The sequence below is a fragment of the Micromonospora sp. LOL_015 genome (genome assembly GCF_048060275.1).
Taxonomy (GTDB): domain Bacteria; phylum Actinomycetota; class Actinomycetes; order Mycobacteriales; family Micromonosporaceae; genus Micromonospora_E.
Genome location: NZ_JBHMIO010000010.1, coordinates 21,097 through 37,838 on the forward strand (window position 1 = coordinate 21,097; position 16,742 = coordinate 37,838).

General features: G+C 71.2%; 19 protein-coding genes. 16 read left to right on the forward strand and 3 right to left on the reverse strand.

What is annotated here, in order from left to right; translation table 11 throughout:
* The first annotated feature begins 122 nt into the window (after positions 1 to 122).
* From rplU to ACFHWU_RS11475, 7 genes are all read left to right on the forward strand, one after another.
* Positions 123 to 437 (forward strand): 50S ribosomal protein L21, encoded by a 315-nt coding sequence (rplU, locus tag ACFHWU_RS11445; RefSeq protein ID WP_123602998.1) that lies wholly within the window; start codon positions 123 to 125, stop codon positions 435 to 437.
* A 9-nt stretch (positions 438 to 446) separates the two neighbouring features.
* On the forward strand, positions 447 to 704 hold the full coding sequence (gene rpmA, locus ACFHWU_RS11450; protein ID WP_416554339.1) for a 50S ribosomal protein L27: 258 nt from the start codon (positions 447 to 449) through the stop codon (positions 702 to 704).
* Between the two features lie 152 nt (positions 705 to 856).
* Positions 857 to 2,290: a GTPase ObgE gene (obgE, locus tag ACFHWU_RS11455; RefSeq protein WP_416554341.1), complete on the forward strand. Its 1,434-nt coding sequence runs from the start codon at positions 857 to 859 to the stop codon at positions 2,288 to 2,290.
* 114 nt (positions 2,291 to 2,404) lie between these two features.
* Positions 2,405 to 2,866, forward strand: a complete 462-nt coding sequence (locus ACFHWU_RS11460; RefSeq protein ID WP_416590541.1) for a GNAT family N-acetyltransferase — start codon at positions 2,405 to 2,407, stop codon at positions 2,864 to 2,866.
* 74 nt (positions 2,867 to 2,940) lie between these two features.
* On the forward strand, positions 2,941 to 3,345 hold the full coding sequence (locus ACFHWU_RS11465) for a hypothetical protein (protein WP_416590542.1): 405 nt from the start codon (positions 2,941 to 2,943) through the stop codon (positions 3,343 to 3,345).
* 46 nt (positions 3,346 to 3,391) lie between these two features.
* Positions 3,392 to 3,676 (forward strand): hypothetical protein, encoded by a 285-nt coding sequence (locus tag ACFHWU_RS11470; RefSeq protein WP_416590543.1) that lies wholly within the window; start codon positions 3,392 to 3,394, stop codon positions 3,674 to 3,676.
* A gap of 66 nt (positions 3,677 to 3,742) precedes the next feature.
* Entirely contained in the window at positions 3,743 to 3,934 is a 192-nt protein-coding gene (locus tag ACFHWU_RS11475; RefSeq protein WP_416554561.1) for a helix-turn-helix transcriptional regulator, read from the forward strand.
* Between the two features lie 150 nt (positions 3,935 to 4,084).
* Here ACFHWU_RS11475 and ACFHWU_RS11480 read toward each other — a convergent pair whose 3' ends face one another.
* Positions 4,085 to 4,303 (reverse strand): DUF397 domain-containing protein, encoded by a 219-nt coding sequence (locus ACFHWU_RS11480; RefSeq protein WP_278170686.1) that lies wholly within the window; start codon positions 4,301 to 4,303, stop codon positions 4,085 to 4,087.
* Positions 4,304 to 4,429: 126 nt separating this feature from the next.
* Here ACFHWU_RS11480 and pepN point away from each other — a divergent pair, with 126 nt between their 5' ends.
* The 9 genes from pepN to ACFHWU_RS11525 all read left to right on the forward strand — a co-directional run bounded on the left by pepN (position 4,430) and on the right by ACFHWU_RS11525 (position 15,062).
* Entirely contained in the window at positions 4,430 to 6,982 is a 2,553-nt protein-coding gene (pepN, locus tag ACFHWU_RS11485; RefSeq protein WP_416554349.1) for an aminopeptidase N, read from the forward strand.
* A gap of 101 nt (positions 6,983 to 7,083) precedes the next feature.
* Entirely contained in the window at positions 7,084 to 7,695 is a 612-nt protein-coding gene (nadD, locus tag ACFHWU_RS11490; protein WP_416554351.1) for a nicotinate-nucleotide adenylyltransferase, read from the forward strand.
* A 110-nt stretch (positions 7,696 to 7,805) separates the two neighbouring features.
* Positions 7,806 to 8,204, forward strand: coding sequence for a ribosome silencing factor (gene rsfS / locus ACFHWU_RS11495; RefSeq protein ID WP_123602988.1), 399 nt, complete (start codon positions 7,806 to 7,808; stop codon positions 8,202 to 8,204).
* Positions 8,201 to 8,830 (forward strand): histidine phosphatase family protein, encoded by a 630-nt coding sequence (locus ACFHWU_RS11500; protein WP_416590544.1) that lies wholly within the window; start codon positions 8,201 to 8,203, stop codon positions 8,828 to 8,830. Before rsfS ends, ACFHWU_RS11500 begins: the two co-directional genes overlap by 4 nt.
* 104 nt (positions 8,831 to 8,934) lie before the next feature.
* On the forward strand, positions 8,935 to 9,795 hold the full coding sequence (locus ACFHWU_RS11505; protein WP_416554355.1) for a DegV family protein: 861 nt from the start codon (positions 8,935 to 8,937) through the stop codon (positions 9,793 to 9,795).
* Between the two features lie 334 nt (positions 9,796 to 10,129).
* Complete coding sequence (locus ACFHWU_RS11510) at positions 10,130 to 10,795, forward strand: helix-hairpin-helix domain-containing protein (RefSeq protein WP_416554563.1); 666 nt, start codon at positions 10,130 to 10,132, stop codon at positions 10,793 to 10,795.
* Complete coding sequence (locus tag ACFHWU_RS11515) at positions 10,792 to 13,251, forward strand: ComEC/Rec2 family competence protein (protein WP_416590545.1); 2,460 nt, start codon at positions 10,792 to 10,794, stop codon at positions 13,249 to 13,251. The genes ACFHWU_RS11510 and ACFHWU_RS11515 overlap by 4 nt, the downstream gene beginning before the upstream one ends.
* Before the next feature lie 150 nt (positions 13,252 to 13,401).
* Positions 13,402 to 14,388, forward strand: coding sequence for a DNA polymerase III subunit delta (gene holA / locus ACFHWU_RS11520; protein ID WP_416554359.1), 987 nt, complete (start codon positions 13,402 to 13,404; stop codon positions 14,386 to 14,388).
* Positions 14,385 to 15,062 (forward strand): hypothetical protein, encoded by a 678-nt coding sequence (locus ACFHWU_RS11525; RefSeq protein ID WP_416590547.1) that lies wholly within the window; start codon positions 14,385 to 14,387, stop codon positions 15,060 to 15,062. The genes holA and ACFHWU_RS11525 overlap by 4 nt, the downstream gene beginning before the upstream one ends.
* A gap of 146 nt (positions 15,063 to 15,208) precedes the next feature.
* Here ACFHWU_RS11525 and rpsT read toward each other — a convergent pair whose 3' ends face one another.
* Positions 15,209 to 15,475: a 30S ribosomal protein S20 gene (rpsT, locus tag ACFHWU_RS11530; protein ID WP_278170679.1), complete on the reverse strand. Its 267-nt coding sequence runs from the start codon at positions 15,473 to 15,475 to the stop codon at positions 15,209 to 15,211.
* A gap of 211 nt (positions 15,476 to 15,686) precedes the next feature.
* Positions 15,687 to 16,718 carry a phosphotransferase family protein gene (locus ACFHWU_RS11535; RefSeq protein ID WP_416590548.1) on the reverse strand — a complete coding sequence of 344 codons (1,032 nt, stop codon included), beginning with the start codon at positions 16,716 to 16,718 and terminating at the stop codon, positions 15,687 to 15,689.
* Positions 16,719 to 16,742 lie beyond the last annotated feature (24 nt).

Genomic DNA, 16,742 nt, shown 5'->3' on the forward strand with positions numbered 1-16,742 from the left:
CCCGCGTGCCCGTGACTGCTCAGTCCGAGACCGCCGCGTCCGTTCCCTACGGCGTAGCCGACGGTCCACCGAGCTGCCACGAACACCATCCGCCAGCGACAAACGACAGGAGTCCGCGTCCGATGTACGCGATCGTCAAGACCGGCGGCAAGCAGTACAAGGTCGCCGAGGGCGACGTGATCGAGGTCGAGAAGATCACCGGCGCCCCCGGTGACGCGGTGACGCTTCCCGCGGTGCTCCTCGTCGATGGCGACGACCTGGTGACCGACGCGACCAAGCTTGCCCAGGTCGCTGTGACCGGCGAGATCGCCGCGCAGACCAAGGGTCCGAAGATTCGGATCCACAAGTTCAAGAACAAGACCGGCTACCACAAGCGCCAGGGTCACCGTCAGCCGCTGACCCAGGTCAAGGTGACCGGCATCTCGAACGGGAAGTAGGCACCAGCCATGGCTCACAAAAAGGGCGCGTCCAGCTCGCGGAACGGCCGTGACTCCGAGGCCAAGCGTCTCGGTGTGAAGCGGTTCGGTGGTCAGGTCGTCAGTGCCGGCGAGATCCTGATCCGTCAGCGCGGCACCAAGTTCCACCCGGGTGACCTGGTTGGCCGGGGCGGCGACGACACGCTGTTCGCGCTGGCCACCGGCTCGGTGCAGTTCGGCACCAAGCGCGGTCGCAAGACGGTCAACATCGTGCCGCCGGCGCAGTAGCATCTGCCGTACAGCGCCGCCGCCGGCAGGCGCCCTGGCGTTGCTGGCTGACGCTTCGTCGAGCAACCTGACGAGCGGGCTGCGGACCAGAGGTCCCAGCCCGCTCTGTCGTGTCCGCCGGTCCCTCCGGCGGCAGTGGAGAGGATAGGGCCGTGACGACCTTCGTCGACCGGGTTGTACTGCATGTGCTGGCGGGCAACGGTGGGCACGGCTGCGTCTCGATCCACCGCGAGAAGTTCAAGCCGTTCGGTGGACCGGACGGCGGCAACGGCGGGCATGGCGGCAGCGTCACCCTGGTCGTCGACCCGCAGGTGCACACCCTGCTCGATTTCCACTTCCGGCCGCACGCCAAGGCGGAGAACGGCAAGGGCGGTGCGGGCGGCAACCGGGACGGTGCCAAAGGTGCCGATCTGGTGCTCAAGGTGCCGAACGGGACGAGTGTGCAGGGTCTCGACGGCGAAGTGCTGGCCGATCTGGTCGGCGCCGGCACCAGCCTGGAGATCGCCCGGGGTGGCCGGGGCGGCCGGGGCAACGCCGCGTTGGCCAGCGCCCGGCGCAAGGCCCCTGGCTTCGCTGAGTTGGGCGAGCCGGGCGAGCAGCTTGACGTCGTACTGGAGCTCAAGAGCGTCGCCGACGTGGGTCTGGTCGGTTTTCCCTCGGCCGGCAAGTCGTCGCTGATCTCGGTGATCTCGGCGGCGCGGCCGAGGATCGCTGACTACCCGTTCACCACACTGGTGCCCAACCTCGGGGTGGTCCGGGCCGACGAGCACACCTTCACCGTCGCCGACGTACCCGGGCTCATTCCCGGTGCGGCCACCGGCAAGGGCCTCGGTCTGGAGTTCCTGCGGCACATCGAGCGGTGTGCCGTGCTGGCCCATGTGGTCGACACGGCGACTCTGGAACCTGGGCGGGACCCGCTGGCCGACATCGACGCGATCGAGGCGGAGCTGGCCGCGTACGGCGGTCTGGCGGACCGTCCACGGCTGGTGGTGCTGAACAAGATCGACGTACCGGACGGCAGGGCGATGGCCGAGCTGGTCCGAGACGACCTGACGGCGCGCGGGCTGCGGGCGTTCGAGGTCAGTACGGCGACCCGGGAAGGGCTGCGGGAGCTGACCTACGCACTGGCGGAACTGGTCGCCGCCGCCCGTGCGGCCGCCCCGGAGCTGGAGCCGACTCGGATCGTGCTGCGGCCGGCGGCCGTCGACGACGCCGGATTCACCGTCGAGCCGGCCGCCGACGGCGGGTACCGGGTCCGGGGATCCCGCCCGGAACGCTGGGTACGGCAGACCAACTTCGACAATGACGAGGCGGTCGGCTTCCTCGCCGATCGGCTGGCCCGGCTGGGCGTGGAGGACGCGTTGGCCAAGGCGGGCGCCGAGCCGGGTGCGTTGGTGCGAATTGGCTCGTGGGAGTTCGACTGGCAGCCGAGCCACTTCGCTGACGTCGAGTATGTGCCGAGCTCCCGTGGCACAGACGTCCGGCTGGAGGAGCAGTCGAGCCGGGCCAGCGCCGCGCAGCGGCTGGCGGACCGCAAGGCCCGCCGGCAGCGGCCGGTCGAGGACGACCCGGACGTATCGAGGTAACTGACTGTTACCAAGTGGGTGGGTGGCAGGTGAACGTCGGGTTGTCGGAATCAGGCCTGATCCCGGCCAACTGGACGAAACCTTCGGGAAACGCGTCTTGTCTATTGTGACTGAGTGTTGATCGAGCGCCGTCTGCCTACCGACCCGGAGGTCGCCGCCCTGATCATGACCCAGCAGCGCGAGCTGGCTGAGGCGGAGCGTGCCGGCCGACCGGTCGACCCGGTCGGGTTCCCGGTGCACGACGACGCCCGGTATCTGGTGTGCGTGCTGGACGGGCGGGCGGTCGCCTGTGGTGCCGTCCAGGCGCTGGACGCGCAGACCGCCGAGATCAGACATGTGTACGTACGGCCGGCCTACCGGGGCCGGGGGATCGCACGGCACTTGCTGACCGCGCTGGAGGAGTCGGCGTACGCGGCCGGGCACACCGTCTTCCGACTGGAGACCGGCAGCTACCTGCCGGTGGCGCTGCACCTGTACGCGTCGGCAGGCTACGCCCGGATCCCGGTTTACGGCGAGTACGTCGGCAATCCGTACAGCGTCTGCTTTGAAAAGCGGATTCCGGTCGCTGCGGCCTGACCGTCCTGGCTCATGCTGCCCGGCGAAGCGGACGGGGTGGCCGATCCCGGGCGAATGGTGGACGATGTCGGGTCATGAGCGATTCGCCGGTTCTGGACAGCCCCGAGGCTATCGATGCTCATCTCGCTGCGGCGATTGAGCGGTGGGAGCGGGGTCGGCGCGGGGTGCGGTTCGTTCTCTGTGACGAGGAGGACCGCGTTCAGGTCCACTGTCCGGTCGACGACCTGCCGGCGCGGCTCGACCCGGACGGCTGCGCCCAGGCGGTCGGGATCTTCGCCAACGCGCTCGCGGAGCGGGCGGGTGACGGCTCGATGCTGGTGGTGCTCACCCGGTCCGGTTCGAGCGCGGTCGGCGACCCGGACCGGCTCTGGTTCCACACCGCGTACCACGTGTGCGGGCAGGCCGGCGTGCGGCTGCTCGGCGTACACCTGGTGACGCCGACCGACCAGCGGCGCATCCTGCTCGACGACGCGCTGTAGTCCTGGCCCGACCCGCCTGCTGCAGCCGGTGTCTCTCAGTCCAGGAGTGTCAAAGATTGTCGCCATCGTCGCGGCGATGGTGGTACGGATCGTGGTGGAGATGGCGGCACCCAGCGAGACGTACCAGATCGACGTCCGCGACAAGGACATCAACCGCCGGGGCGACTACGTCGCCGGGCTGATCCTCTCGACCGGGATGGTACTGCCGCTCGGGCTGACCCTGGCCGAGCTCGACCTCTTCTGGATCGCCAACGCCATCTACGCGGTGTTCGTGGTGTCGATGTCGGTCGGCGCGATCGTCAAGATCGTCGCGTATCGCCGGGGGTGGTGACAGGTGGGCAGACCGACCAGGGTGACCAATTCGATCCGGGCCGCCCTACCGTTCGCCAACGGTGAGATGACCCAGGCCGAGCTGGCCAAACGGCTCGGCGTGCCCCGACAGACCGTCATCGCCATCGAGCAGGGGAAGCACTCGCCGTCGTTACGATCTGAGCGCCGCAGGCCCTGCCCGGCCCGGCGGACCGGTCCCAGATACTCGGCGACCATCCAGCGGAACGACTCAGCGAAGCTGACTACCCGTGGGCCCTGACCAACTCAATGTGGTCCACTGTCACGCACTCCCGGAGAGCCGATGCTCTTGGCCACCTGTGCGATCAGGTCGGCTGACTCGGCTGGCGACAAAGCGGCCGCACAGTGGCGGCTGACCGCGCTCCTGCCCCGGGCCGGCGCAACCGTCGAGTCAATCCAGGTCGAACTCGCCGTCCTGGGCGCCGGCGACGAACGCGTCCCACTCGGCCTGGGTGAAGACCAGGATCGGACCGTCCGGCTCGGCCGAGTTACGCATCCCGATCAGGTCGTCGACGAACGCGATCTCGACTGCGCCCTCGGACGCGTCGCCCTCGGCCCGCTGCCACACCGCCCGCGACAGGTCGAAATCGCCCTTGGGGTGCTGCGCCATCGTCGACTCCTTCGATACTGGAAACACATACTGGGGAACACACGCGGGACCTGTCGGGCGGTACACGCCCGGTTACCGGCACAGGTTAACGCCCGCCGCCCCGGGCGGGTGCGGCAGGATGGTCTGATGCCGAGCCTGACCCGCGTCGAGGCGGCCGAGCGCGCCGAGGCGATCACCGTCGAGTCGTACACGATCGACCTCGACCTGACCATCGGTGACACCGAGTTCGGTTCGACCAGCGTGATCGAGTTCCGGGCCGCGCCGGGAGCCGCGACGTTCGTCGAGGTCGCCCCGGCGAAACTGACCCGGGTACGGCTCAACGACGTCGACCTGGATCCGGCGGGCCTCGACGACAACCGGGTGCCGCTGACCGGGCTCGCCGGGCGTAACACGCTGACCGTCGAGGCGCGGATGGCGTACTCCAACTCTGGGCAGGGGCTGCACCGCTTCGTCGACCCGGCCGACGGTGAGACGTACCTGTATGCCATGTCGTTCCTGGACGACGCGCCGCGCATCTTCGCCTGCTTCGACCAGCCAGACCTGAAGGCACCCGTACGGCTACGGGTCACCGCGCCGCCGCAGTGGACGGTGGCCGGCAACGGCCAGCCGGTCGGCGCGCCGGTGGACGGGCGCTGGGAGTTCGCGCCAACGGTGCCGCTGGCGACGTACCTCGTGACCCTGATCGCCGGGCCGTACCACGCCCGCCACGCCGAGCACGACGGCGTCCCGCTGGCGCTGTACTGCCGGCGTTCGCTCGGCCCGCACCTGGACGTCGATGCCGAGGAGATCTTCACGATCACCCGGCAGTGCCTGGACCGGTTCCACGAGCTGTTCGACGTGCGGTATCCGTTCGGCGGCTACGGTCAGGCGTTCGTGCCCGAGTTCAACGCCGGCGCGATGGAGAACCCGGGCCTGGTGACCTTCCGCGACGACCACATCTTCCGATCGGCGGTCACCGACAGCGAACGCGAGCGGCGGGCCACCACCATCGCTCACGAGATGGCCCACATGTGGTTCGGCGACCTGGTCACCATGCGGTGGTGGGACGACCTGTGGCTGAACGAGTCGTTCGCCGAGTACCTCGGGGTGCGGGTGACCGCCGAGGCGACCCGGTTCACCGACGCCTGGACGACTTTCGGCATCCTCTACAAATCCTGGGGGTACGCCGCGGACCAGCGCCCGTCGACCCATCCGGTGGCGCCGGAGGAGGTCGCCGACGCCGAGCGGGCGTTGCTCAACTTCGACGGCATCTCGTACGCCAAGGGCGCGTCGGTGCTGCGCCAGTTGGTGGCCTGGCTGGGCGACGAGCCGTTGCTGGCCGGGCTGCGGGCGCATTTCGCCGCCCACCGGTTCGGCAACGCCACGCTGGCCGACCTGCTCGACGCGTTGACTGCGGCGAGCGGCCGGGACCTGTCCGGCTGGGCGGAACGGTGGCTGCGGCAGGCGCAGGTGAACACGATCCGGGCCGAGACGGTCGTCGACGAGGCCGGTCGATACCGGGAGGTCGCCCTGATCCAGACCGCACCGCAGCGCCATCCGGTGCTGCGTCCGCACCGGATCGGGCTGGGGTTGTTCGACGCCGAGGCGACCGGGGACCGGCGAGTGTCGGTGCGGCGGCGCTGGCTGGCGGTGGACCTGGCCCCGGACGTCGACGGCGGGCGGACCCTGGTGCCGGCGCTGGTCGGTGAGCCGGCGGCCGACCTGCTGCTGGTCAACGACGGTGACCTTACGTACGCCAAGGCACGGTTCGACCCGGCGTCGGCGGCCGCGCTGCCGGCGATGCTGCCCGGAATGACCGAACCGCTGGCCCGGGCGGTGTCATGGACCGCGACCCTGGACGCGGTACGTGACGCGCAGCAGCCGGTCGCCGACCTGGCGGCGCTGATCGAGCTGGCCCTGCCGACCGAGACCGTGGTGGTGGTCATCGAGGACGTGCTGCGGCTGAGCCGGTCGGTGATCGACCGGTACGCGCATCCGGTGGACCGTCCGGTGCTGCGATCCCGGCTCGGTGCCGCCTGCGCCCGGCTGCTGGCCGTGGCCGGGCCCGGAACGTCGGTCCAGTTGGCCGCTGCCCGGGGGGCGATCACCGCCAGCGGGGACGTGGACTGGTTGCGCGGGTGGTTGACGGGGCGGGTGGTGCCGGCCGGGTTGGCGGTCGACGCCGACCTGCGCTGGCTGCTGCTCTACCGGCTGGCAGCGTGCGGCGGTGTCGGCGTGACCGAGATCGACGACGAGGCCGGCCGGGACCGCAGCGCGGCCGGTGAGCAGTGGGCCGCGAAGTGCCGTGCGGCGGTGCCGGACCCGGCCGCCAAGGAGCGTGCCTGGCAGACGATCGTGACCGATACCAGGCTGTCCAACCGTCTCGTCGAGGCGTACGCGGAAGGGTTCTGGCAGCCGGAACAGACCGAGCTGACGGCGCCGTACGTCGACCGGTACTTCGCCGATCTGCCGGCGGCGACCCGGCGCCGTACGGCGTGGCTCGCCGACCGGGTGGCGGAATCGGCCTTTCCACAGTTCGCGGTGAGCGAGCGGACCCGGGCGGCGGCGACCGCGATGCTGGCCCGCGACGATCTCACCGCCGGGCTGCGCCGGGTGGTAACCGACGCCACCGACGAACTGGACCGGGCGTTGGCCGCCCGACGTCGGTACGCAGCCGGTGCCGGTGCAGGACCCGCGTAGGCGGGGATCGCCGTAGGCGCAAAGCGGGAGCAGCCCCCCGAAAGTGTTGCCTACGCCACGCGACAGCCCGGGTGGGTGGATCATCGGCATACGATTCGTCGATGGACGATGGCATCCGTCGGGTCGGCATCATGGGCGGCACCTTCGATCCGATCCACCAGGGTCACCTGGTCGCGGCGAGCGAGGTGGCCGAGCGTTTCGCGCTCGACGAGGTGGTATTCGTGCCGACCGGGGATCCGTGGGAGAAGGCCGGGCTGACCGTCACTCCGGCCGAGGACCGGTATCTGATGACCGTGATCGCGACCGCGTCGAACCCGACGTTCCAGGTGAGCCGGGCGGACATCGACCGGCCCGGCCCGACGTACACCGTCGACACGTTGCGCGACCTGCACTCGGTGTACGGGCCGAAGGCGCAGCTGTTCTTCATCACCGGCGCGGACGCCCTGGAGAAGATCCTGTCCTGGAAGGACACAGATACGATGTTCGAGCTGGCCCACTTCATCGGGGTGACCCGGCCTGGGTTCGAGTTGTCCGCCGAACACCTGCCGGCCGACACGGTGTCCCTGGTCGAGGTGCCGGCGATGGCGATCTCGTCGACCGAGTGCCGGGCGCGGGTGGCTGCCGGCAAACCGCTGTGGTACCTCGTGCCGGACGGGGTGGTGCAGTACATCGCCAAACGTCGGCTGTATGAGACGGAATCTTCGGGGGGATGACTCCTCGGTGTCATAATTTGGGTGTTATATCCGCATTTCCTGGCTGGTCGAGTGTGAGAGGCTAGAGCAGCGAAGCTGTCTAGCTGAAGGAGTGTTGTCGAGGTGATCCGATGAGCGCCTCAGAGCGCGCGCGGGAGCTGGCCCTGACGGCCGCCCAGGCCGCCGCCGACAAGAAGGCGCAGGACATCGTCGTCATCGACGTGGCCGACCGGATGGCGATCACCGACGCCTTCGTGCTCGCCTCGGCGCCCAACGAGCGCCAGGTGCTGGCCGTCGTCGATGCCATCGAGGAGAGCCTGGTCCGGCTGCCGGACAAGGCCAAGCCGATCCGGCGTGAAGGCGACCGTGCCGGCCGGTGGGTGCTGCTCGACTTCAACGACATCGTGGTACACGTCCAGCACACCGAGGAACGCGAGTTCTACGCCCTCGACCGGCTCTGGAAGGACTGTCCGGTCATCCCGTTCGTCGACCGCGACCTGGTCGAGGCCGAAGCCGGGGCCACCGAGTGACCCGATTGATCGTCTGGCGGCACGGCAACACCGACTGGAACGCCGGCGACCGGGTGCAGGGCCAGACCGACACCGCGCTCAACGACCTCGGCCGGACCCAAGCCGCCGCCGCCGCGCCGCTGATCGCGGCGCTACGACCGAACGCGATCGTCGCCAGCGACCTGCAGCGGGCCGCCGACACCGCAGCGGCCCTGGCGGCACTCACCGGCCTTCCGATCCGATCCGATCCCCGGTTGCGGGAGCGGCAGTACGGGCTCTGGCAGGGGCTCACCATGCCGACCATCGCGGAACGGTTCCCCGCCGAGCACGCCCGCTGGCGAGCCGGCGATCCGTCGCCCGGCTGTGCCGTGGAGAGCCTCGACGACCTTGGTAAACGGGTCGGGGAGGCGTTGCAGGACGCGGCTGACGCGGCGCCGGGCGGGACCGTGGTGGTCGCCACCCACGGCGGTGCGGCCCGGCAGGGCTGTGGCCATCTGCTCGGCTGGGGGGGCGCGGTGCTGCGTACCGTCGCGCCGCTGCAGAACTGCCACTGGACCGAGCTGCGGTACGACGAGTCGCGTGGCTGGCAACTGCGGGCACACAACGTCGGGGTGAGCAGCACCCGGGACATCCCCGCCCCGGTCTGACCCGGCAGCCGGTCCGACCTGATCGCCGGCTTATCCGACAGCCGGTCCGACCCCACCGGTGGCCTGACCCGGCACGATTACCGACGATCAGCTAGCGTGCCGGCATGTCCGTCGCGGTCGTGACCGACTCCACCGCCTACCTGCCGGCCGATCTGGCGCAGCGGCACCACCTCACGGTGGTGCCGCTGACCGTGCTGGTCGACGGCGTCGAACGCCGGGAAGGCCTCGATCTGACCCCGACCGAGGTGGCCCACGCGTTGACCGTGCGGCGGTCGACGGTCAGCACCTCGCGACCCGCGCCCGAGCAGTTCGCCGAGACGTACCGGCGACTGCTGGGTGCCGGTAGCTCCGGGGTCGTGTCGGTGCACCTGTCGGCCGGGCTGTCTGGCACGGTCGCGGCCGCCGAACTGGCCGCCCGGCAGACCGGCCCGGACCGGGTCGCGGTGGTGGACAGCGGCTCGACCGGCATGGGGCTCGGCTTCCCGGCGCTCGCTGCGGCGACGGTGGCGGCCACCGGGGGTGACCTGGCCGAGGTCAGCGCCGCCGCGACCGCCGCAGCGGCGCGCACCCGAACCTTCTTCTACGTCGACACGTTGGAGCATCTGCGGCGCGGCGGTCGGATCACGGCAGCGTCCGCGCTGCTCGGTACGGCGCTGGCGGTCAAGCCGATCCTGCGGGTGCAGGACGGCCACATCGTGCTGCGCGACAAGGTACGCACCGCCGCCCGTGCCCTGGCCAAGCTGGTCGACCTCGCCTGTCTCGCGGCCGGCGACGCGTCGCGGGTCGATGTCGCCGTACACCATCTCGACGATCCAGACCGGGCCGCCGCCCTGTGTGCGGAACTGACCTCCCGGCTGGGTGACCGGCTGCAGGACGTGCACGTGGCGCAGATCGGGGCGGTGGTGACGGCACACGCCGGCCCCGGTCTGCTCTCGGTCGTGGTGCACCGGCGGGCGGGCTTCTGACCGCCGGCCCATAGCAAGATCCGGGTCCGGTACGGGGCATCGTCCACAACGCGCCGGTCGTCCACAGCCCGGCCCGCAGCCCGGTCCGCCGTCCTGGCCGGCGGCATAGCTTCTGCACGTGACCGACGACGACACCGTCCAGCGGCGGCTGGCCCTGCTGACCCACGCCGGTGGCGGCCTACGGGCGCCGGTAGACCACGACCGGCCGACCGGCCACGACCACGGGGAGCCGACCGGCCGCAGCGGTCCGGCCGACCGCGACCGCGGAGATCCGGTCGGATCGGGCGACCCACTCGACCTCGACGGCCCGGCCTTCTCCGGGGCGGCCGCCCGGCTGCCCGCCTTCGACCCTGGCCGGCGGGGAGTACGGGCACTCGCCGCCGTGGCTGTCGTGGTGGTCGCCGTCGCCGCGCTGCTCGCCTGGCGGGCTCGACCCCGGGTCGAGCCGGTGCCGTCCGCCGACGGCGTCCCGGCCCAGACCGCCCCGGTGCCGGCCGCGGCCGGTGGGCCGGGTCCTGAGGGCCGTCCCGCTGCGGCTGGACCCGGGACGACCGGTACCGGTGGACCGACACAGCTGATCGTCGCGGTGACCGGTCGGGTCCACCGGCCAGGTCTGGTGACCCTGCCGGCAGGTTCCCGGGTGGCCGATGCCCTGGAAGCGGCCGGTGGTGCACTGCCCGACACCGACGTCGCCTGGCTCAATCTGGCCCGCCCGGTTCAGGACGGCGAGCTCGTCGTGGTCGGGGTCACCCCGCCGCCGGGAGCCGTGACCGGGCCTGCCCCTGCCGCCGGCCAGCCGGGTGGGACCGGCAAGGTCGACCTGAACGCCGCCAGCCAGCAGCAGTTGGAGACGCTGCCGGGGGTCGGCCCGGTGCTCGCCCAGCGAATCATCGATCATCGCGAGCGGGTAGGCGGGTTTGCGTCCGTCAACGACCTGCGCAAGGTCAGCGGTATCGGCGACGCGCGATTCGACCAGCTGCGTGGGCTGGTGACGGTGTGAAGGCATCCGGCGACAACCGGGTCGGGCCGCCGGATCTGCGGCTGGCCGGATTCGCGGTGGCCTGCTGGCTGGCCGCCTTCGCTGTGGTGTGCGGCACGGCTGTACTGGCGGTGGCACTGGTCATCGGTGGCGTGACGCTGGTCGGCCTGCTCGGCGTCTACCTGACCAGGGGTACGGGCACCGGCCGCAGCCGGGCGGCCCGGCGGCCCGGCAACGACTCCGACCTGCCCCGGCTGACCAGGTGGATGCACGCGTACGGCTGGCTGGCCATGGCGGTGGTGCTCGGGGTCGTCTGCGGTGCCGCCGCTGCCGGCGCACGGGTGGCGGCGCGCGACGCCGGGCCGCTTGCGGCACTGGTCGACGACCGTGCGGCGGTCACTGCGGAGCTGGTGATCCGCGATGATCCTCGACGGGTCAGGTCGGCGGTGGCGGGACCGCCGCTGTGGCTGGTGCCGGTCCGGCTGGCTGGCCTGTCCGGCTCGCCGGCCGTCCGGCCCGACCACGGCGTCGCGGGTCGGCTGGTCGGTCCGGTGCGGTTGCTCGTTCTCGGCACCAGCAATGCCTGGGACGGGCTGCTGCCCGGGCAGCGGGTGCGGGTCGCCGGCCGGTTGGCGCCACCACGCGGTGGTGATCTGACTGCAGCCGTGCTGTCCACCGGGGAGGACCCGACGCCGGTCGGGTCCTCCATCTGGACGCAGCGGGCGGCCGGTGTTTTGCGGTCGGGCCTGCAGCGCGCCTGCGAGCCGTTGCCAGACCAGCCCGGTGGCCTGTTGCCCGGTCTCGTCGTCGGCGACACCAGCCGGCTGGATCCTGCGGTGGAGGAGGACTTCCGGGCGACCGGGCTGACCCATCTCGTCGCGGTGAGTGGTTCCAACGTCGCGGTCGTCGTCGGTTTCGTCCTGCTCGGGATGCGCTGGTGTCGGGCTGGTCCCGGCCTGACTGCGGTCGCGTGCGCCGTGGCGCTGGTCGGCTTCGTGATCCTGGCCCGTCCCTCGCCCAGTGTGGTACGGGCCGGGGTGATGGGTGCAGTCGGGCTGCTCGCGCTGGCGACCGGACGTCGGCGGGCGGCGTTGCCCGCGCTCGGCGCGACCGTGGCCGTCCTGGTCGTGGTCGATCCGGAGCTGGCCTCGGACGCGGGGTTCGCCCTGTCTGTATTGGCGACCGGTGGTCTGCTGCTGTTCGCACCCGGCTGGCGGGACGCGATGGTGGTTCGTGGCGTTCCCGCTCCGCTGGCGGACGCGTTGGCGATCCCGGCGGCGGCGCAGCTGGCCTGCACCCCGGTCGTCGCCGGCCTGTCCGGGCTGATCAGCCTGGTCGCGGTCCCCGCCAACCTGCTCGTGGTGCCAGCGATCGCCCCGGCGACGGTGCTCGGGGTGGCGACAGCCGTCGTCTCACCGGTCTGGCCGGGCGGTGCCGAGCTGCTCGCCTGGCTCAGTCACTGGCCAGCCTGGTGGCTGGTGACGGTGGCCCGATACGGGGCGCGGGTTCCCGGGGGGTCGCTGCCGTGGCCGGACGGGGCGTTCGGTGCGCTGTCCCTCGCCGCGTTGACGGTCGTCGTGCTGGTCCTGGCCCGCCACGGGATCGCCCGTCGAGTGCTGGCGGTGGTGGCGGTCGGAGCCGTGGTCGGGGCGCTGCCGGTGCGGCTCGCCGCGTCGGGCTGGCCACCGGATGGCTGGGTGGTCGCGGTCTGTGCGGTGGGCCAGGGGGATGTGGTGGTGCTACCCGCCGGTGCCCGGTCCGCTGTGGTCGTCGACGCCGGCCCGGACCCGGCTGCGGCCGACCGGTGCCTGCGTCGTCTCGGCATCAGCCGAGTGCCGCTGTTGGTGATCAGTCATTTCCACGCCGACCATGTAGCTGGCGTCGACGGTGTCCTGCGGCACCGTCTGGTCTCGGCGGTGGCGACTACCGGGTGGCCGGAGCCGGCTGCCGGCCGGGACGCGGTGCAGTTGGCGGCGGCGGCCCGAGGCGTCGCGGTCGGACCGGTTTCGCCTGGCTGGAGCTACCGTCGCGGCCCGGTCGAGCTGACGGTGCTCGGTCCCACCGAGCCGTTCATCGGGACCAGGTCCGATCCGAACAACAACTCCCTGATGCTGCTGGCCGTCGTGGATGGTGTACGGATCCTGTTGACCGGTGACGCCGAGCACGAATCGCAGGAAGCGCTACTGGACCGGTTCGGGGCGGCCGGACTGCGGGCGGACGTGCTCAAAGTAGCCCACCACGGGTCGGCCTTCCAGGATGTCGGCTTCCTGGACGCAGTGGCACCCAGGGTTGCGGTGGTGCCGGTCGGTGCCGACAACCGGTACGGACATCCGGATCCGGGAGTGCTCGCCCGGTTGTCGGCGCGGGGAGCGCGGGTGCTGCGGACCGATGTCGACGGTGATCTCGCGGTGGTAGGGCGTGACGGCGGGCTCGCGGTCTCCCACCGGAGAGCTGACGCCAACGCCCGTAGCGGCTGATCCGGGTGGGACGGAACACCACAGTCAACTGGGATGTTCCGGTGTCGTTCGTAACAGCTCGCCGACAAATGTCCCTATTATCGGAGAGTGATCGAACGACTACTCAGCGAAAAATTGGGGGTTGATCTCGGTGCTACGACCCGTGCGACTATGGCGGGCGTGAAAATTGCCGCCCCGCCCGCCGTGGTACTCGTGCTCGGTGACGAGGAACTTCTGGTCACTCGGGCTGTGACGGAAGCCGTCCAGGCTGCCCGGTCCACCGATCCCGACGCCGACGTCCGGGAGTACGAGGCGGGCGCGGTCAGCGCCGGCGAGGTCGCCGAGATGCTCAGCCCGTCCCTGTTCGGCGGTCGGCGACTGCTCGTCCTGCGCAGCGGCCAGGATGCCCGAAAGGACCTGACCGCCGCGTTGCTCGGATACGCGAGGCAACCCGATCCGGACGTGACGCTGCTGGTCACCCACGCGGGCGGTGCCAAGGGGAAGGCCTTCGCCGACGGGCTGCGGTCGGCCGGGGCGACCGTGGTGCCGGCGGCCAAGCTCAAGGGGCACCGGGAACGGGTCGCCTTCGTCCGCGACGAGTTCCGGCGCGCCGGCGGCAGGTGCACCGACGACGCCGCCGAGGCGTTACTCGCCGCGGTCGGCAACGACCTGCGGGAGCTGTCTGCGGCCTGCACCCAACTGCTGGCCGACACGGGCGGCCGGGTCGACGCGGCGACCGTGGCCCGGTACTACCGGGGTCGTGCCGAAGTGAGCGGATTCACCGTGGCCGACGCGGCGATCATCGGCGACGTGCCGGGAGCCCTGGAAGCACTGCGGTGGGCCCTGCACGTCGGAGTAGATCCGGTGCCGATCGCCGACGCGCTCGCCGACGGCATCCGTACCGTGGCCCGGGTCGCATCCGCCGGTCGGGGGAGCCCGTACCAGCTGGCGAGCAGTCTCGGCATGCCCGCCTGGAAGATCGAGCGTGCGCAACGGCAGAGCCGGGGCTGGAGTGCGGGAGGCCTGGTCGATGCCATGCACGCGGCGGCGCGGTGCAATGCCGATGTCAAGGGCGGGTCGGACGACCGGGACTACGCGCTGGAGCGGGCCGTTGTCGCGGTCGCGCAGGCCCGTCGCAGCGGTGGTGATCAGCGGTGAGCGGTCGCGACCATCGGGAGCCGCGTGACCATCAGAACCCGGCCGACGAGCAGGATGCCGTCGAGGACGAGTTGCCGCCGCTCTACGCCCGGGCGCTGCGGCTCCGGTACGTGCAGCCCAGCGGGTTGACCTGTCTGGCCTTCTTTGAGGGCAGCTTCGTACTGGGCGGGCTGCTCGCCCTGGCGGAACTGATCCCCTGGTGGGGCATGCTGGTCCTGCCGGTCGCGGTGGCCGTCATGGTGAAAATCAACGATCTGGTCGCCGGTGCGGTCGAGCGGTCGGCGGAGCTGGTCCCCGAGCGGGAACGGGAGATGTTCCGCCGCGAGGTGGTCCCGGCGGTCGGGCAGCCCGTACGGTCGTTTACCGGGATCCGGACCGGCCCGGCGTTTCCGGTCGGCAGCGCCGTCCCCGGCATCCAGACCGGCTCCGGTGTCCAGATTGGTCCCGGTATCCGGATCAGGCGGATCGGCGGTGCCCACGTCGAGGCGACCGCAGCGACGGCTACCGCGTCAGCGGCGACCTGTGCGGCCCTCGCGGCGCCGACGGTACTCCTGCAGACCGTCCCGCCCAGCCCTACGGCCGCGACCGCTGCTGCGCTTGCCGCGCCGACAGTGCTGCTGGACGTGGTCCACACCGGTCAGCTCAGCGAGCACCAACCACCGGTACCCGAGTGACGTAAACCAGTTGGGTCGGGACTGGCGCAGCTCCGCTGGGTCGGATGGGTCGGAGCCAGCTGGTGGCATCGGTCTCCCGAAACGGACCAGCCGACCTCGCGGGTCGGCTGATCCGCGAGGTCGGCTGGTCGGTGGGAACGGGATCGTCAGGAGCCGATCGACTGCAGGCGCTTGGCGATCGCGGACTTGCGGTTCGCCGCCTGGTTCTTGTGAATCACGCCTTTGCTGACGGCCTTGTCGAGCTTGCGGCTGGCCTCCCGCATCAACGCGGCAGCCTGCTCGGTGTCGCCGTTCGCGTTGGCCTCGTTGAACTTGCGGACGGCGGTCTTCAGCGCCGACTTGACCGACTTGTTCCGCAGCCGACGCTTCTCGTTCTGCCGGTTGCGCTTGATTTGGGACTTGATGTTCGCCACGCGACAGCCTCGCCCTGCTCATCCGAAATCGAAACGACCAAAATGACAATCCGCCTGTGGCGTACGCGGCCGCCCGAGTCATCCCGGTGACCGGGTCCGGCGCAGTGGCCGGTCCGGACAGATATCGGGAGTCCGGCGGATAGCCGGGCCCGACAACCGGGATACATGCTGGCGGCGCGTGTCGCCACGCGCGAAGGGCAAGGCTACCAGCTCACCGGTGCGCCGGCCAAAACGGGCCGGGCCAACCGCGCCGGGCGGCCAGCCAGGCCAGCGCCGTCTCCCCGCTGAACCGCTGGTGGGCGCGGACGTGCGGGGAGGCGCCGGTGGGCCCGGCGGACGCCTGGGTCAGCCAGTAGCCGGAGAGCGCCGCCAGCGCCGCGTCCAGCCCGCCGGGCGGCGCGTCGACCGCAGTCGGGTGCCGGGCGAACAGCGTGTCCGCGTCGAGACCACTGGCGAATGCGGTGACCAGCAGGCTCGTCGTGTCGAACCAGGCGGGACCGTGACACACCCAGGTCCAGTCGCAGATCCACGCCATCCCGGTCCGGTCGATCAGCAGGTTGTCGAGGCGCAGGTCGCCGTGGATGACCGCGTCGTCGGACACCAGGCGGGGAAGGTCCGCCTCCAGCGACGCCAGCTCTGGCAGGTGCCGCCGGAGCAGCCCATCGGTGTCGGTGTCGGTGTCGGTGTCGAACACCGGCATGGCTTCCCGGCCGGCGGCTATCTCCTGCCACCAGGCCAGGTCGGCGCTGGCCAGGTCGGCCAGCCGGGGCAGACCGATATTGACCAGTCCGGCCGGCGGCCGGCGCAGGACGTGGGCCGCGCCAGCCCAACTGGCCAGGGCCGCGTCGAGCTCGGTCGGAGCCCAGGGAAGCGCCGGCATCCGGCCGTCGACCGAGTCGAGACAGAGTACGAAGTAGCCGGCGGTGGTGAGTGTCCACCGCGGCCTGGCCGCCGCTACCTGGGCCGGCAGTTCCCCCGTCAGCGCCGCCTCGCGGGCGTACCAGTCGCTGAGGTGTCGCTGCTCAACCAACGACGCGGCCTTGACGAACACCCGATCGCCGGCGGAGGTGGTCAGGGTCGCGGCGAAGCCCCGGGTGAAGCCGCCGCCGGCGCTGGTCGCCCAGGTCACCGGGCTGCCGAGCCGACCGCAGATCGCCGCGCGCAGATCGGGTGGAAGGTCCGCCCAGGCGGGTCGAACCGATGTCGCGTCATACCGGATAGCGGGCAACCGCACTGTAGCCACCCCTCTATCCTGCCGCGTCGCCGC

Coding starts and splice junctions, on each gene's coding strand:
- ACFHWU_RS11465 (WP_416590542.1), top strand. CDS start 2,941: ATGAGCGATTCGCCGGTTCTGGACAGCCCCGAGGCTATCGATGCTCAT.
- ACFHWU_RS11505 (WP_416554355.1), top strand. CDS start 8,935: ATGTCCGTCGCGGTCGTGACCGACTCCACCGCCTACCTGCCGGCCGAT.
- pepN (WP_416554349.1), top strand. CDS start 4,430: ATGCCGAGCCTGACCCGCGTCGAGGCGGCCGAGCGCGCCGAGGCGATC.
- holA (WP_416554359.1), top strand. CDS start 13,402: ATGGCGGGCGTGAAAATTGCCGCCCCGCCCGCCGTGGTACTCGTGCTC.
- ACFHWU_RS11480 (WP_278170686.1), bottom strand. CDS start 4,303: ATGGCGCAGCACCCCAAGGGCGATTTCGACCTGTCGCGGGCGGTGTGG.
- nadD (WP_416554351.1), top strand. CDS start 7,084: ATGGACGATGGCATCCGTCGGGTCGGCATCATGGGCGGCACCTTCGAT.
- rpmA (WP_416554339.1), top strand. CDS start 447: ATGGCTCACAAAAAGGGCGCGTCCAGCTCGCGGAACGGCCGTGACTCC.
- rsfS (WP_123602988.1), top strand. CDS start 7,806: ATGAGCGCCTCAGAGCGCGCGCGGGAGCTGGCCCTGACGGCCGCCCAG.
- rplU (WP_123602998.1), top strand. CDS start 123: ATGTACGCGATCGTCAAGACCGGCGGCAAGCAGTACAAGGTCGCCGAG.
- ACFHWU_RS11475 (WP_416554561.1), top strand. CDS start 3,743: ATGACCCAGGCCGAGCTGGCCAAACGGCTCGGCGTGCCCCGACAGACC.